This window comes from Mycobacterium sp. NGS58, assembly GCF_059812385.1.
Genome location: NZ_JCALCO010000009.1, coordinates 152,504 through 168,086, shown reverse-complemented (window position 1 = coordinate 168,086; position 15,583 = coordinate 152,504). Strand labels below are relative to the sequence as shown.

16 protein-coding genes are annotated in these 15,583 nt (G+C 67.1%); 4 read left to right on the top strand and 12 right to left on the bottom strand.

Going from position 1 to position 15,583, the window contains the following annotated elements; genetic code table 11:
• The first annotated feature begins 35 nt into the window (after positions 1–35).
• Positions 36–935, top strand: a complete 900-nt coding sequence (locus AC5Y4H_RS11455; RefSeq protein WP_499981535.1) for an alpha/beta hydrolase — start codon at positions 36–38, stop codon at positions 933–935.
• Here AC5Y4H_RS11455 and AC5Y4H_RS11450 read toward each other — a convergent pair.
• Positions 932–1,567 carry a TetR/AcrR family transcriptional regulator gene (locus AC5Y4H_RS11450; RefSeq protein WP_064950964.1) on the bottom strand — a complete coding sequence of 212 codons (636 nt, stop codon included), beginning with the start codon at positions 1,565–1,567 and terminating at the stop codon, positions 932–934. The genes AC5Y4H_RS11455 and AC5Y4H_RS11450 overlap by 4 nt on opposite strands.
• A 158-nt stretch (positions 1,568–1,725) precedes the next feature.
• Between AC5Y4H_RS11450 and AC5Y4H_RS11445 the strand changes: the two genes are divergently transcribed.
• On the top strand, positions 1,726–1,851 hold the full coding sequence (locus AC5Y4H_RS11445; protein ID WP_156745502.1) for a hypothetical protein: 126 nt from the start codon (positions 1,726–1,728) through the stop codon (positions 1,849–1,851).
• A gap of 28 nt (positions 1,852–1,879) precedes the next feature.
• On the opposite strand, the gene AC5Y4H_RS11440 is transcribed toward AC5Y4H_RS11445, so the two are convergent.
• From AC5Y4H_RS11440 to AC5Y4H_RS11425, 4 genes are all read right to left on the bottom strand, one after another.
• Positions 1,880–3,316 (bottom strand): NAD(P)(+) transhydrogenase (Re/Si-specific) subunit beta, encoded by a 1,437-nt coding sequence (locus tag AC5Y4H_RS11440; RefSeq protein WP_499981532.1) that lies wholly within the window; start codon positions 3,314–3,316, stop codon positions 1,880–1,882.
• Complete coding sequence (locus AC5Y4H_RS11435) at positions 3,313–3,642, bottom strand: NAD(P) transhydrogenase subunit alpha part 2 (protein WP_499981530.1); 330 nt, start codon at positions 3,640–3,642, stop codon at positions 3,313–3,315. Before AC5Y4H_RS11435 ends, AC5Y4H_RS11440 begins: the two co-directional genes overlap by 4 nt.
• Positions 3,643–4,740, bottom strand: coding sequence for a Re/Si-specific NAD(P)(+) transhydrogenase subunit alpha (locus AC5Y4H_RS11430; protein WP_499981529.1), 1,098 nt, complete (start codon positions 4,738–4,740; stop codon positions 3,643–3,645).
• 279 nt (positions 4,741–5,019) lie between these two features.
• Complete coding sequence (locus AC5Y4H_RS11425; protein ID WP_499981526.1) at positions 5,020–5,481, bottom strand: nuclear transport factor 2 family protein; 462 nt, start codon at positions 5,479–5,481, stop codon at positions 5,020–5,022.
• Positions 5,482–5,596: 115 nt separating this feature from the next.
• On the opposite strand from AC5Y4H_RS11425, the gene AC5Y4H_RS11420 reads away from it, so the two are divergent.
• Positions 5,597–6,808, top strand: a complete 1,212-nt coding sequence (locus tag AC5Y4H_RS11420; RefSeq protein ID WP_499981622.1) for an acyl-CoA dehydrogenase family protein — start codon at positions 5,597–5,599, stop codon at positions 6,806–6,808.
• Positions 6,805–7,629: a tyrosine-protein phosphatase gene (locus tag AC5Y4H_RS11415; protein ID WP_499981524.1), complete on the top strand. Its 825-nt coding sequence runs from the start codon at positions 6,805–6,807 to the stop codon at positions 7,627–7,629. The genes AC5Y4H_RS11420 and AC5Y4H_RS11415 overlap by 4 nt, the downstream gene beginning before the upstream one ends.
• Before the next feature lie 15 nt (positions 7,630–7,644).
• Here the strand turns inward: AC5Y4H_RS11415 and AC5Y4H_RS11410 are convergent, their stop codons facing one another.
• The 7 genes from AC5Y4H_RS11410 to AC5Y4H_RS11380 form a co-directional block, all read right to left on the bottom strand.
• Positions 7,645–8,508 (bottom strand): SDR family oxidoreductase, encoded by an 864-nt coding sequence (locus AC5Y4H_RS11410; RefSeq protein WP_499981522.1) that lies wholly within the window; start codon positions 8,506–8,508, stop codon positions 7,645–7,647.
• Positions 8,509–8,570: 62 nt separating this feature from the next.
• Positions 8,571–9,995 (bottom strand): aldehyde dehydrogenase family protein, encoded by a 1,425-nt coding sequence (locus tag AC5Y4H_RS11405; protein WP_499981520.1) that lies wholly within the window; start codon positions 9,993–9,995, stop codon positions 8,571–8,573.
• Between the two features lie 162 nt (positions 9,996–10,157).
• Complete coding sequence (locus AC5Y4H_RS11400; protein WP_499981517.1) at positions 10,158–11,723, bottom strand: LCP family protein; 1,566 nt, start codon at positions 11,721–11,723, stop codon at positions 10,158–10,160.
• Between the two features lie 129 nt (positions 11,724–11,852).
• The gene (locus AC5Y4H_RS11395) at positions 11,853–12,794 is read right to left on the bottom strand and encodes a class I SAM-dependent methyltransferase (protein WP_499981513.1); all 942 of its coding nucleotides are present in this window, start codon (positions 12,792–12,794) and stop codon (positions 11,853–11,855) included.
• Between the two features lie 27 nt (positions 12,795–12,821).
• Positions 12,822–13,763 carry a class I SAM-dependent methyltransferase gene (locus tag AC5Y4H_RS11390; RefSeq protein ID WP_499981510.1) on the bottom strand — a complete coding sequence of 314 codons (942 nt, stop codon included), beginning with the start codon at positions 13,761–13,763 and terminating at the stop codon, positions 12,822–12,824.
• 72 nt (positions 13,764–13,835) lie between these two features.
• Positions 13,836–14,471, bottom strand: a complete 636-nt coding sequence (locus AC5Y4H_RS11385; protein WP_499981507.1) for a TetR/AcrR family transcriptional regulator — start codon at positions 14,469–14,471, stop codon at positions 13,836–13,838.
• Between the two features lie 2 nt (positions 14,472–14,473).
• The gene (locus AC5Y4H_RS11380) at positions 14,474–15,454 is read right to left on the bottom strand and encodes a pirin family protein (protein ID WP_499981504.1); all 981 of its coding nucleotides are present in this window, start codon (positions 15,452–15,454) and stop codon (positions 14,474–14,476) included.
• Between the last annotated feature and the right edge of the window lie 129 nt (positions 15,455–15,583).

The window sequence follows — 15,583 nt, the reverse complement described above, 5'->3', positions numbered from 1 at the left end:
CTGATCGCGATCGTCCGGGGCAGAATCAATCGCTGATGACACAGCGCGAAGACATTCGGTTCCCGTCCGGCGGCGCCATGATCAGCGCCTGGCTCTACCGGCCCGCGGGCAGCGGACCCGCGCCGCTGCTGGTGATGGCGCACGGCCTGGGCGCGGTGCGAAGCATGCGGCTGGACGCGTACGCCGAGCGGTTCAGCGCGGCCGGCTATGCCTGCCTCGTGTTCGACTACCGCAACTTCGGCGGCAGCGAGGGCCTGCCTCGTCAGGTCCTCGACGTCGACATGCAGCTCGCCGACTGGGCCGCGGCCGTCGCCTATGCGCGCACCATCGAGGGAGTCGACCCCGGCCGGATCGTGTTGTGGGGCACGTCTTTCGGAGGCGGCCACGTGATCGCCACCGCGGCCCGGCTGCCGGGCATCGCGGCGGCCGTCGCCCAATGTCCCTTCACCGACGGCCTCGCGTCGGCGCGCACCATCACCAACCCGTTGATCACCGCGCGCATCACCGCGCGGGCGGTCCGCGATATGCTCGCACACCGGCTGGGCAAGCCGCCGGTGATGGTTGCGACAGCAGGCAAGCCCGGCGAGGTCGCGTTAATGAACACGCCCGACGCGTATGCGGGCTACCTGCGGCTGGTGCCCGACCGGGCCGGATTCCGCAACGAGGTTGCCGCCCGAATCGCGTTGCAGGTCTTCAGCTATCGCCCGGGTCGCTCCACACCCAAGATCAGCTGCCCGATCCTGTTCTGTGTGTGCGAGGCCGACTCAGTGGCCCCCGCGGCGGCGACGCTGCGTCACGCGGCAAACGCGCCCCGCGGCGAGGTCAGGCTGTATCCCGAGGGGCATTTCGCGATCTACGTCGACGACGCCTTCGAACGCGTCGTGGCCGACCAGCTCGCGTTCCTCGACAAGCACCTGAAAGGTGCGCGCACTTAAGGCCCCAGCGGAGACGTGGTGCGGATGGCCTCGTCGCGGATCAGCCCGCGCAGCAGCGCGGTGCTGAACTCGGCGGCGATCTCCTTGGCCGAACGCCGGCCGCTGGGCCGCAGCCAGCGGTAGCTGCCCAGCGTCATGCCGATGTAGCCCAGCGCCAGCACGTGCGAGTCGCACGGGTAGAACTCGCCGTTGGCAATCCCACGATCGATCAGGCCATGCACGTGGTGATAGACCTGGGCCTCCTTCTCGCGGACCTCGGCGACCTGCTCGCTGGTGAACCATTCGGTGATGTACGGCTGCTCCTGGAAGTACACCGCGGCCCGTTCCGGATCGCTGGCAATGCCGGTGAGCAGGCGGACCGTGTACTGGTAGAGGGCCTCACGCGCCGTCCAGGACGGGTCGTCGTGCACGGCGGCCAGCGTGCCCTCGGCGGCCTGGCGGTAGATGTCGAACAGGATCAGCGACTTGCTGGCGTAGTAGTGATAGACGGTCGCCTTGTTCAGGCCGATCACGTCGGCCACGTCGTCCATCCGGGTGCCGTGATAGCCGCGCGCAGCAAACAGCTTGGTGGCGACCGCCAGCAGCTCTTCGCGCCGGGTTAGCCCATTCGGGGTGATGCTGTCGGTGGGCATCTGTTCTCACTATCGTCGGTATGGCCAGGCCAGGGGCGGTGCGGCCAGAATAGCTATCAATCAACTGGTTGGACAGTTTATGCAAGACGCCGGGTGTCACGCGCAGGCGTATGCGACTAGACTCCTCATCGAACGAGATGAGTCGAGAGGTGGGGCCGATGGATCCGAGTCCGGATTACGACGGAAGCGACGAGATCGAGTTCTTCATGCGGTACTTCACCTGGGGTCTGCGCGGAGTGACCGACGGCAACGGATACCCGCCCCCGGCCTACCCGCCCGTCTAGACTTCCAGCGCCCTGGCGTCTCGCGTCGCTACAGCGCCTTGAGTTCCTCGGCGACCTCGGTCACCGATTTCTTCGCGTCGCCGAACAGCATGCTGGTGCCCTCGCCGTAGAACAGCGGGTTGTCGATGCCGGCGAAGCCGGAATTCATCGATCGCTTGAGCACAATCACCGATCTGGCCTTGTCGACGTTGAGAATCGGCATCCCATAGATCGGGCTGGACGCGTCGTTGCGGGCCGCCGGGTTGGTGACGTCGTTGGCGCCGATGACGATCGCCACGTCGGTGCGGGCGAATTCGTCGTTGATGTCGTCCATGTCCTTCATGGCGTCGTAGTCGACCTCGGCCTCGGCCAGCAACACGTTCATGTGCCCGGGCATCCGCCCCGCAACCGGGTGAATCGCGTACTTCACCTCCACGCCCTTGTCCTCCAGCAGGGCCGCCATGTCCTTGACGGCGTGCTGGGCCTGCGCGACGGCGAGCCCGTACCCGGGCACCACGATCACCTGGTTGGCGTAAGCCATCTGGATCGCGGCGTCGGCGGCCGAGGTGGCCTTGACGGTCTTGTCACCGCCGTCGCCGCCGCTTGGGGCGACGCCGCCACCGCCGAAGCCGCCGGCGACGATCGCCGGGATGGACCGGTTCATGGCCTTGGCCATCAGGTTGGTCAGGATAGAGCCGGACGCGCCGACGATCATGCCGGCCACGATCATCGCGGTGTTGTTCAGCGCCAGGCCCGCGGCCGCGGCGGAGAGCCCCGTCATCGCGTTCAGCAGCGAGATGACCACGGGCATGTCGGCGCCGCCGATGGGCAGCACCACCATCAGGCCCAGCACACCCGCGGCGGCCAGCAGCCCGATCATCCACCACAGTGATGCTCCGGCTGTCCCGCCGGGAGAGCCGGGATGGGCGTGCAGCCCGATTACCACCGCGGCGGCCACCGCGGCGGCCAACAGCAGCAGGTTGATCGGCTGTTGCGCCCTGCCGAAGCCGATCGGCGATCCGGAAATGATCTCCTGCAGCTTGCCGAACGCGATGATCGATCCCCAGAACGAGATCGAGCCGATGATCGCGGCGAACAATGACGCCACCACGATGTGCACGGTGGGCGACTCACCGTGCTGGAAGGCCGAAAAGCCGCTGGTCTCAATGAATTCCGAGAGCGCGATCAGCGCGACCGTGCCACCGCCGACGCCGTTGAAGAACGCCACCAGCTGCGGCATGGCCGTCATCTTGGTGTAGCGGGCCGGCGGGACGCCCAGCACCACGCCCACCACCAGGCCGGCGATGATCAGCACCCACTGGTCGGTGTGGCGGATCTTGATCAGGGTGGCCGCCACGGCCAGCGCCATGCCGACGGCGGCGATCAGGTTGCCCCGCACCGCCGTCTTGGGTCCGGTCAGGCCCATCAGGCCGTAGATGAAGAGGGCGAAGGAAATGATGTAGAGGCCGATAACCAAGTAGTTCATTTGGCCGCCGGCTCCTCACTCGCTGCGGGCAGGGGTTTCTTCTTGCCCTTGAACATGCCCAGCATCCGGTCGGTGACGATGAACCCGCCGATGACGTTCAGCGTCCCGAACACCACCGCGACGAACAGGATGATCTGCACCGCCAGCGACGGATGCTCGACCGAGCCGAACACCACCAGGGCGCCAAGCACCACGATGCCGTGGATGGCGTTGGTGCCCGACATCAGCGGCGTGTGCAGCGTGTTGGGGACCTTGGAAATGACGGCGAACCCGACGAATCCGGAGAGCACCAGGATCGCCACGTTGGCCAATAGTTCGTCGTACATCTAGGAAACCTCCCGGGTGACACACGATTCCGCGATCACTTCGTCATCGAAGTCGGGGGCCAGCTTGCCGTCGGTCAGCAGCAGGTCCAGCAGGGCAGTGATGTTCTTGCTGTAGAGCTCACTGGCATGTTCGGGCATGGTCGCCGGCAGGTTCAGCGGCGACGCGATGGTGACGTCATACTTGACCACCGTCTGGCCGGGCTCGGTGAGCTCGCAGTTGCCCCCGGTCTCTCCGGCCAGGTCCACCACCACGCTGCCGGGCTTCATCGCTTCCACCGCCGCCGCCGTGACCAGACGCGGCGCCGGGCGTCCCGGAACCAGCGCCGTGGTGATCACGACGTCGAATCCGCTGATCGCCTTTTCCAGGGCCTTCTGCTGCTGGGCCCGCTCCTCGTCGGTGAGCTCGCGCGCGTAACCGCCCTCACCGGACGCGGCCACATCGTTGTCGCCGAGCGACAGCCACTGCGCGCCCACCGAGCGAACCTGGTCGGCTACCTCGGGGCGCACGTCGTAACCGGTGGTGCGCGCGCCCAGCCGCTTGGCCGTCGCCAGCGCCTGCAACCCGGCCACACCCACGCCGAGCACCAGCACGGTGGCGGGCTTCACGGTGCCGGCAGCGGTCGTCAGCATAGGGAAGAACCGGGTCGACTCCGACGCCGCCAGCAGCACGGCTTTGTAGCCGGCCACGTTGCCCTGCGAGGACAGTGCGTCCATCGCCTGGGCCCGGGAGATCCGGGGAATGGCCTCCAGTGCGAACGCCTGCACGCCGGCCTGCTTCAGGGCGCCGATGGAGTTCTCGGCGTTGCGCGGAGCGAGAAACCCGATCAGCGTCTGGCCGTCGTGCAGCTTGGCAACCTCGGCCTGGGTCGGCGGCGCGACCTTGACCACCACGTCGGCGGCCCATGCATCCCCGATGCTGGCCCCGGCCTCGGTGTAGAGGGCGTCGGGCAGCAGGGCCCGTTCGCCGGCACCTGACTCGACCACCACCGCGACGCCGCTGCCCACCAACGACGCGACCGCCTTCGGCACCAGCGCTACCCGCCGCTCGTCGGCGCCGGACTCGGCGACCACTCCTACCGTCGTCTGCGCATTTGTCATGGCGCGTACATCTACTTTCCGTACTGTTTCGTACTGTCCCTGCCGATGGGCGTGGCGCTGGCTCGGCCGCGCGCTTCGCTACCTTAACCAGGTTTCACCCTGGACGTGTGATCGGCTCCGGGCCCCCCGAGGCCGGATACGCCGGCCGGTGGCGATCGATCCTTCGGTCGATGGTTCGCCGCCGCGAGGAGATGCAGTAGCGCCCGCGCCGTTGTGAGGTCACAAGACGCCGTTGTTGCGCGAGACGCGCTTGCGCGGCTCCTCCGCACGCCGGCGCGCCTACCAAAGCGGGATGTCGCGACCGCGTTCGGACTCCGGCCGGGGCCCGAAGTAGCGGCGCTCCGATTCGTCGATGGGAACGTCATTGATGCTGGCTTCGCGACGCGCCATCAGTCCGGACTCGGTGAACTCCCACAGCTCGTTGCCGTAGCCGCGGTACCACTGTCCGGACGGGTCGCGGCATTCGTATTGGAACCGCACCGCGATGCGGTTGTCGTGAAAGTCCCAGAGGCTCTTGCGTAGTGAGTAATCGAGCTCGCGCTGCCATTTGCGGGTCAGGAACGCGACGATCTCGTCCCGGCCCACGACGTGTTCGCCACGATTGCGCCACTGGGAATCGGCCGTGTAGGCCAGGCTGACGCGTTGGGGATCGCGGGTGTTCCACGCGTCCTCGGCCGCCTGCACCTTCTGGATCGCCGTTTCGCGGGTGAACGGCGGGAACGGCGGGCGGGATTCACTCATGCCGTCCATCCTGCACCCGCGCCGGCAGGTCTTCACCGCGGCGTAAGCGTCGCGCTGACGACCGGAAACGCACCGACTCGACACGTGTCCTATCGTGACGGGCATGGACTTCGCGATGTCGGCCAAAGCCAGCGACTACCACAAGCGATTGTCCGACTTCATGACGGAGTACGTCTTCCCGGCCGAGGCCGAATACGACAAATACCGCGACGAAGCCGGCCCACACGACCACACGGTCCCGCCCGTCATCGAAGAGCTCAAAGTCAAAGCCAGGGCGCAAGGGCTGTGGAACCTCTTCCTGCCGGCGGAGTCGGGCCTGACCAACCTGGAATACGCGCCGCTGGCCGAGATCACCGGCTGGAGCCTGGAGATCGCCCCCGAGGCGCTCAACTGCGCGGCACCCGACACCGGCAACATGGAGACCCTGCACCTGTTCGCCACCGAGGAGCAGCGCAAGCAATGGCTGGAGCCGTTGCTGAACGGCGAGATTCGCAGCGGCTTCTCGATGACCGAGCCCGCGGTCGCCAGCAGCGACGCGCGCAACATCGAGACCTCGATCGTGCGCGACGGCGGCGACTACGTGATCAACGGCCGCAAGTGGTGGACCTCCGGCGCCGCGGATCCCCGCTGCAAGATCCTGATCGTGATGGGCCGCACCAACCCCGAGGCGGCCAGCCACCAGCAGCAGTCGATGGTGCTGGTGCCCGTCGATACGCCGGGTGTCACGGTGGTCCGCTCGACCTCTGTCTTCGGCTTCCAGGACCAGCCCGGACACTGCGAGATCATCTACGACAACGTCCGCGTGCCCGTCACCAACCTGCTCGGCGAGGAGGGCGGCGGCTTCGCCATCGCGCAGGCACGGCTGGGGCCGGGCCGCATTCACCACTGCATGCGCGCGCTGGGCGGCTCCGAGCGGGCGCTGGCGCTCATGGTCGACCGCGCCTCCAAGCGGGTGGCGTTCGGCCGTCCGCTGGCCGACCAGGGCGTGGTGCGGGAGTCGATTGCCAAGTCCCGCAACGAGATCGACCAGGCCAGGCTGCTCTGCGAGAAGGCCGCGTGGACCATCGACCAGCACGGCAACAAGGCCGCCCACACGCTGGTCTCGCAGATCAAGGCGGTCGCGCCGCAGGTGGCGTGCAACGTGATCGACCGCGCCATCCAGGTGCACGGGGCCGCGGGCGTCAGCGAGGACACCGCGCTGGCCCGCCTGTATGCCTGGCACCGGGCGATGCGGCTCTTCGACGGCCCCGACGAGGTGCACATGCGGACCATCGCGCGGGCCGAGCTCGGCAAGGAAAAATCTGCGCTCGCCGCGGCGGTCATATGACTGAGGCATTGCGAGAACTCTCGGGCGCGTGGAACTTTCGCGATGTCGCCGATGGCACGCCCGCGCTGCGGCCCGGGCGGCTGTTCCGGTCCGGTGAGCTGAGCCGGCTCGACGACGCCGGACGCGCAACGCTGCACGAGTTGGGCATCACCGATGTCGCCGACCTGCGCGCCAACCAGGAAGTCGCCCGGCGCGGTCCGGGGCTGGTTCCCGACGGCATCGAGATCCACCGGCTGCCCCTCCCCGACCTCGGCGACGATGCGCCCACCGACGACGACGCACCGCACGAGGCCGCGTTTCGGCGCCTGTTCGAGGGCGACGCGAGCCAGTCCGACGACGAGGTCAACCAGGCCGCCATCCGGCATATGGTCGACGAGTATCGGCAGTTCCCTACCCGCAACGGGGCGCAACGCGCTGTGCGGCAAGTCTTCTCGATGCTGGCCGCCGGGCGTTCGGTGCTTACGCACTGCTTCGCGGGCAAGGACCGCACCGGCTTCGTGATCGCCACGGTGCTGGAGGTGCTCGACGTCGATCGCGACACCATCGTCGCCGATTACCTGCGCAGCAACGCCGCCGTACCCCAACTGCGCGACCACATCTACGAGATGATCCAGAAACGGCCTGACGTCGAATTGACCCCGGAGGTGGTCACGTTCACCAAGGCCAGGCTGGCCGACGGAGTCCTTGGCGTACGCCCGGAGTACCTGGACGCCGCACGCGGCACCATCGATCGGGAGTTCGGGTCGCTGCAGGCGTATCTGCGCGACGCCGGCGTCACCAAAAACCAGGTGGACCGGCTCCGCGCAGAGCTGCTGGCCTGAGTCGCCGACTGGCGCTTACCCCAGCTTGAAGTCGGCCTGCTTTGCAGCGGACAGGTCGGTGATCTCGCCCCACTGCGAGGCGATGTCCTCGACCGTCGGCGGCTTGTCGTAGTTGACACCCTGGTTCTGGAACAGCGCGACCCGCTGCACCTTGCCGCCACCAACCACGAAAACCGAAGCGCTGTTGGGGTTTTCCTCGGTGCACAGGTAGGCGACCACCGGAGCGACGTACTCGGGCGTCAGCTTCTCGAGAACCTCTTTGGGAAGGATGTCTTCGGTCATCCGGGTCGCCGCGATCGGGGCGACCGCGTTGGCGTGGATGTTGTACTTCGCACCCTCCAGCGCCAGGCTGTTGATCAAGCCGACGAGGCCGAGTTTGGCCGCACCGTAGTTGGTTTGGCCGAAGTTGCCGAACAGCCCGCTGGTGGAGGTGGCGACGACCACGCGACCGTAGCTCTGCTCGCGGAAGTGCGGCCATGCGGCGCGGATGACGTTGTAACCACCGTAGAGGTGCACCTTGAGCACGGCGTCCCAGTTCTCGAAGGACATCTTGTGGAAGGTGCCGTCGCGCAGGATGCCGGCGTTGCTGACCACGCCGTGCACGGCGCCGAATTCGTCGAGCGCGGTCTTGATGATGTTCTCGGCGCCCTCGGTCTCGGCGACGCTGTCGTAGTTGGCGACAGCCCGACCGCCGGCGTCCTTGATCTCCTTGACCACATCGTCGGCCATGTTGTGGCCGGCACCGGTGCCGTCGCGTGAACCGCCGAGGTCGTTGACGACGACGCTGGCGCCCTCCTTGGCGAGGGTCAGGGCGTAGTCACGACCCAGTCCTCCACCGGCTCCGGTGACGATGATGACGCGATCCTGCACTCCTGGCATGAGTTTCCTCTCGGGTATGAAAAGTTGTATCTAGCAAGTGATTTGGCGTGGAAAAACGATCTCTAGAACATCCGGCGGGCCATCTTCATGGCGCGGTCGGTGTAGGGCGGGTAGATGAAGCTCGACAGGTCGGGGCGGGTCGGCTTGGTCAGCACCGACTTGCGGTGGCTGAACTCCTCGAAGCCGAACTTGCCGTGGTAGGCGCCCATGCCCGACGCGCCGACGCCACCGAAGGGCAGCTTGGCCGTCGACACCTGGAAGGCGAGGTGGTTGACCAGCATGCCGCCGGCCGGCACTTCCTTGATCACGCGCTCACGGGTCTGGCGCGTCTTGGTGAACAGGTAAGCCGACAGGGGCTTGGGCCGCGAGTTGATGAAACGTATTGCGTCGTCCAGGGATTGGACGGTGACCACCGGCAGCACCGGCCCGAAGATCTCGTTCTGCATCAGCGGGCCGTCCGGATCGGGGTCCACCACGACGGCCGGCTGGATACGCAGGCTCGACGCGTCACACTTGCCGCCGACGATGACCCTGCCGTCCCCGCCGGACAGGTAGCTGCTGATCCGGTCGAACTGCCGCTGGTTGACGATCCGCATGCCGTCGGGCTTGTCGGAGGTGAACTTCGTGATGGCAGCGCCGATCTTGCTGACCAGCTCGTCGCGAATCGTGGCGTCCGCCAACACGTAATCCGGTGCGACACAGGTCTGTCCGGCGTTGAGCAGCTTCATCCAGGCGATCCGCTTGGCCGCCACGTCCACGTCGGCGTCCGCCGCGACGATCACCGGGCTCTTGCCGCCGAGTTCCAGCGTGCAGGGAGTCAGGTGTGGGGCCGCGCCCTCGTAGACCTTGCGGCCGATCTCGGTACCGCCGGTGAACAGCACCCGATCCAGGCCCTGGGCGATGAGCTCCTGGCTCGTCGCGCCATCGCCCTCGACCACGGCGATGGCATCGTTGTCGAGATATTTCGGCACCAGGTCGGCCATTACGTGTGCCGACGCCGCGGCGATTTCCGAGGGCTTGAGGATGACGGCGTTGCCGGCGGCGATCGCGCCGACCGCCGGACCCAGCGTCAGGTAGAAGGGGTAGTTCCAGGCGCCGATGATCAGCACCGTGCCATAGGGCTCGTATTCGATCCAGCCGCGGCCCGGCAGCTGCGGCATCTCGAGCAGCTGGTATCTGCGCTTCGTCCACCGCCGAACCTTTTTCGCCGCGTACTTCGCCTCCCCGGCGGTCGTGGCGATGTCGGCGATGAAGGTTTCGAAGGGACTACGGTCCAGGTCTTCGGCGAGGGCTGACGCGATGGCGCCCTCGTTCTCTTCCATCAGCTTCGCCAGCTGCAGCAGCTGGCGTTTGCGCCACTCGATGTCGCGGGTGCGTCCCGTGGCGAAGGTCTGGCGAAGCCGGGCGACCGTGGCCGGGATGTCGGCCTGCTGAGCCGTCCCATTGGATGCGGAGGTCTTGGATGCAACCGATTCGGTGGTCATCATTGTCCTTCCCGAGCAGAGTCCCGCCGCGGCGGCCGCTCGTCGGTGATAACCGCGATACTAACCATCCGGTTGGGAGAGCAGTAGGAAGGATCCGGCCAACCCAAGTCTCGGCGGAGTCAGGTCGTCCCGCGCCGCTGCGCGCGGGCGCGATGACCGGTGGGGTTACTTCACACAGGGGACGTTCGCCGCGGTCATCTGGCTGAGGTCGGTCGGCGCCGGGGCACGGTCGCCGGTGCCGGTGGCGGCCACGGCACTCACCTGCCCGGACCCGGACGGGTCGGGCGTTGCGCCGGGGTGGGCAAGGTAGTCGGAGGCGGGAAACTGCGTTCCCACGGTCAGGCGCACCGTCCCTGCGGCCACGGTGTCGTTCGCCGTCGCCGGCACGTGCAGTTGGTCGGCCAGGAGCTGGGCGGCCCGGTCGGCCCCGGGGCCGTATTCGATGATGCTGTCGTCGGCCGGGACCGCCGCCGTCGTGGCGCTGCCGCGGGTGAAGCCACGGCTGGCGAAGGCCTCCTCGATTGCGCCCGCGAGCCCATCGCGTGAGGTGGCATTGACGACGTCGAGGATCGCGGGCTCGGCCGGCGGCGGCGGTGGCTGGGTGTTCGGTGATGCGGCCTCGAGCGCGACCGGTGTGTCCGACCTGAAGCGCTCGTTGACGATGCGCCGGATGGTCGGAAGGTCGACCTGGTTGATGTCGGATCCGTTGGCATCCTTGCCGAAGCCGGCGATCGGCAGGGTGTAGAGCGACAGCGGGCGCTCACTCAATTGCGAGGCGCGAGAGGCGAATTCCACGATATCCAATCCGTCGTCGACGGCGACGTTGTCGCGGGCGACCTGCAGCAGTTTGCGCAGGCCGCTCACGCTGGACAGCGCACCGCCCCTGCGAGCCGCCTCGACCAGTGACACCAAAAACGCCTGCTGTCGCCGCGTCCGATCGAAGTCGGTGAATGAGCCGTCGTTTTCGTCCCGCCGCTGCCGCACGAAGGCCATCGCGTCCGCGGCATCGATGCGCTGTACGCCTTGGTGGAAGTCGGCACCCGAATAACTGTCCCGCGTATCGGCGTTGAGGCACACGGTGATCGGCTCGACGGCCTTGGCGATTTGAAAGAAGGCGCCGAGTGTGATCTCGACGAAATGATCGACCGAGACGCCCAGAAAGGCTTTGACGGCGTCGATTTCGGCCTTACGGCCCGCCTCACGGGCGGTCTGCTCCCGGGCCGTCAAGTTGTTGGCGCCCGCCCCACTCGAATTCCCGGCCGCCTGCGAATTCAACGACTGCTGATAGGCCAGACCGTATGCCTGTTTGATCTTGCCGGCACAGACCGACCCGGGACAGCCCGGCAGCTCCGCGTAGTCGTCGCGCGGAATCGAGATCGCGGTAACGGGCCCGTCACCGTCCGAGATATGCACGACGATAAGGACATTGGCGTTGTAGCCGCCCGAGCTCTCGTCGCCGGCATGCAGCGCGTCATAGATCTCTTGGGGCAGGGGCTTGCCGTTTTGGTCCAGCCGGCTGTCCAGGCCCATCAGCAGGATGTTCTGGTTGCCGTCCAGCGTCGTCGCCGCATTCGGCAGTGCGTGCGAAATGATGATCTTGCCCAGGGCCGTGTGGTAACCCGTCCACCCCATACCGGTGATCGCCATGACGAACGCCGACGCGGTGGCGGCGACCAACCGTGCCTTTCTCAGCACCCAGCGGTGCGATTGGTCGGATCCGCCGCTGCCCATAATGAGTGAACATTGTCCCGGACGACCAGGCGAATTCCCGGTAACCGCAGCCGCGAGCCAACGGCGGGCGTGGGTCGCCGATCGGGCGCGTCACCGCATAACCGCGACGCGCGTCGCGGTTAGCCGACCTTACAAGCGCTCGGCGATGACGAAGTCGGAGAAGGCGTCCTTGTCGTCGGCCAGCGCGACGTTCTCAATCCAGCGGCCCAGCCGGCGCATCGCCGCGGTCGAGTGCTCGGCCGTCGCACGCCAGCCGTGTTCGTTGAGCCACTCGGTGACGTCGGCGCGGTGTTCGTCGCGATACATCAGCTCGCCGACGTCGAGGGTCTGCTCCATACCGATCTCGTCGGCAACCTTCTTGAACCGTTCCCGCATCTGCTGGCGCCGCTCGTCGGCGTGATTGGGTGCGGTTTCCGCCGAGACGCGGCTTCCGGCCGGGCTCAGCTCCCCGATCAGGGTGAACAACCGGTCCTGCGCCTCGGCAGGCAGGTACATCAGCAGGCCCTCGGCCAGCCAGGCGGTGCGCTGGGTGGGGTCGAAGCCCGCGGCACGCAGCGCCGCGGGCCAGTCCTGACGCAGGTCGATGGCGACTTCGCGGCGCTCGGCCGAAGGCGTGGCCCCGCTTTCCGCCAGGGTGGTCGACTTATAGGCCAGCACCTCGGGCTGGTCGAGTTCGTAGACCGTGGTGCCGGCCGGCCAGTCCAGCCGGTACGCGCGGGAGTCCAGCCCCGACGCCAGGATCACGATCTGGCGGATCCCGGCGGCGACGGCGTCGGTGAAGAAGGTGTCGAAGAAGTGCGTCCGCACCGCTTGGTAGCCGCGCATGTGGTGCAGGTGCGCCGCGGACTCTTCGTCCAGAGCTTCGACCTTGGCCGCGATCTCCGGGTCGAGCATCGCCTCCCACAACACGCCGGCACCGGAATTGGTGACCAGGAGCTTGGCGTAGGGGTCGCGGATGAGCGCATCGGGACGTTCGGTCTCGACGGCGCGCGCCGCGGCCACCATCACGGCTGTGGTGCCGACGCTGCTCTTGATGTCCCACGTGTCATCGTGGGTGCGCAGTGAACTCATGGCGGTGCTCCTTGGATCGGTCCGTGGTCAGGCGGTGGTGTTGCCGAGTTGCGCCCGCAGCAGCGTGCTGCGGACCGCTTCGTCGGTCAGGTCGTCGGGTACCGGACGGCCCAGCCGGGCCATCTCGTCGCGGTTGCTCACGCTGTGCACGGCCCAGCCGTGGTCGGCCAGCCACGCGGCGGCGTCGGAACGATCCGGCTCGTGGTAGGTCAGCGCCTGGACGTTGACATCCAAACCGAGCCGGTCCCGCATCCGCAGCCAGCGTTGCGAGTTGCTGCGGGAATTCAAGCCGAACATCTCGATCGCGATCCGACTGTCCGGCGCGCTGAGGGCGGTGACCATCTCGAACAGCCGGTCCTGGGCGTCGCTGGGCAGGTACGGCAACAGCCCTTCGGCCAGCCACGCGGTGGGTTGACTGCGGTCGAATCCGGCGGCGGCCAGGGCCGCGGGCCAATCGTCCCGCAGGTCCACCGGGACGGTACGCCGGATGGCGGACGGCACGGCGCCGTGCCGCTCCAAGATGTCGGTCTTGTATCGCAGTACCTGGGGCTGGTCGATTTCGTAGACCGCGGTGCCGGCCGGCCAGTCCAATCGGTAAGCCCTGGAGTCGAGCCCGGCGGCCAATATCACCACTTGCCGGATCCCGGCGCCGGCGGCGTCCGTGAAGTACTGGTCGAAGAAGTGGGTGCGCACAGCCTGGTAGGCGATCCCGCACCGATGCGAGCGCTGCCCGTGCTCATCACCGTCGAGCCAGGCGAGCTCCGGGTCGGCCAGCCGCGCCCACGCCGGACCGGCGGACGACACCAGCAGGCGCGCGAAGTCGTCGCGGATCAGCGGATCGGGTCCGGCGGTTTCCGCCGCGCGCGACGCGGCGACGCCCAGCGCGGTGGCGCCGACGAGTTCGGTGATGGTCCAGCTGTCGCCGGCAGACCGTACGGACGGCGGCGACGAGGCATCCAGATCAGTCATATCCCGGCCATGATACCGGGATAAGTTAGTTAGCCTATACGCTTTGTGCGCAACTTCACTGCGCCGATACGGCTAAGCCTCCGGCCGCCGGAGCGCGCCCTCCAGAAGCTGGCGCATCACGCCGACGATCGCCAGCAGGTTTTCGGGGCCCTCGATGTAGCCCGCATAGAGACCGACCCCGCAGACCAGCACCAGAAGGGCCTCGGTCAAAGCCGACGCCTCGATTCCGGAGACGATTTCGCCGCGCTCGATCGCGTCGTTGATGAGACCCAGCAGAAAATCTCGGGCAAGCCGAACGGAATCGTCGTCACTTCCAATCAAATCCGGGTGGCGCTGCGATTCCAGTGCGCCCGTGACTAAAAAAGCGGATCCGGCAGGGTTCTTGGAATTGGCTTTCGTCGCTTCGGAGATGAATGCCGTCAACTGGGCCGCCAGGGTGGTTTCGCGTTGCGCCTGTTTGATGCCGGCGCCGATGACGGACTCGTTGGTGTCTTGCAGAACTTCGCGATAAAGCGCGCGTTTGCTCGAGAAGTAATGGTTGATCGCAGGCCGGGTGAGGTCCGCGCGCGCGGCGATGGCCTGGAACGTCGCGCCGTCGTAGCCTCGCTCGCTGAATACCAAACGAGCAGCTTGGATGATTCGTTGCCGAGTCTCGTCGGCCTTCGCGGCGGGCGGACGCCCCGGCCGGCGAGTCCCCCGTGGAAGCATTGCTAAAGTGTGCCACCGCCGTGGTGCGGCATTAGCGCATTTGGTGGAATGGTGCCAAACTTCCCGGCCTGGTAGTCCTCGAGCGCCTCGATCAATTCCGCGCGAGTGTTCATTACGAAAGGCCCGTAGTGGAATACCGGCTCGCGAATCGGCTGCCCACCCAGCAGCAGCAAATCAATGGCTGCCCGGCCCGAATCCGGGGCCTGCCGGGCTCCCACGGTGATCCGATCGCCGGGCCCCAGGACCGCCAACTGCCCCTGGTGTATCGGATGGGCGACCGGGCCGACGTACCCGCTGCCGGACAGGACATAGACCAGGGCATTGAAGTCGCGTCGCCATGGGATGTTGAGCCGCGCCCCGTTCTCGATCGTCGCGTGCGCGAGGGTGATCGGCGTGTGGGTGACACCGGGGCCCCGGTGGCCGTCGATCTCGCCGGCGATGATGCGGATGAGCGCTCCGCCGTCGTCGGATGCCAGCAACGCGGCGTCGCCGCCTTCGATCGACTGATACCGCGGGCGTGCGAACTTGTCTTTCTTCGGCAGGTTCACCCAGAGCTGGACACCGTGAAAGAGTCCGCCGCTGTCGACCAGCTCGGCGGGCGGCGTCTCGATGTGCAGGATGCCCGAGCCGGCCGTCATCCACTGCGTGGCGCCGTCGGCGATCAGGCCGCCGCCGCCGTGGGAGTCCTGGTGCGCAAACTTTCCGTCGAGCATGTAGGTCACGGTCTCGAAGCCGCGGTGCGGATGCCAGTCGGTGCCCCGCGGCTCTCCCGGCTGGTATTCGACCTCGCCCATCTGGTCCATGTGCACGAAGGGATCCAACGCGGCCGCGCTGACCCCAGCGAAAGCGCGCACCACCGGAAAACCCTCGCCCTCGTAACCGCGAGGGCCGGTGGTGATCGATCGGACCGGCCGCTCGGTGTCGGCGGCCCCGGGACCGCTGACTCGTGGCAACGTCAGCGTGTTGGACGTAACTGCAGGCATCTGGCCTCCTCATATAGTGGATATCCCATATAACCGGACTAGGGTCCACTTATTCCGAAGGCGAGCCTACCCGTGCGAGCACCCGCCCCCTGCCGCACCTTTTGCCCGCCCGATCGTCAGCCTGCCCCA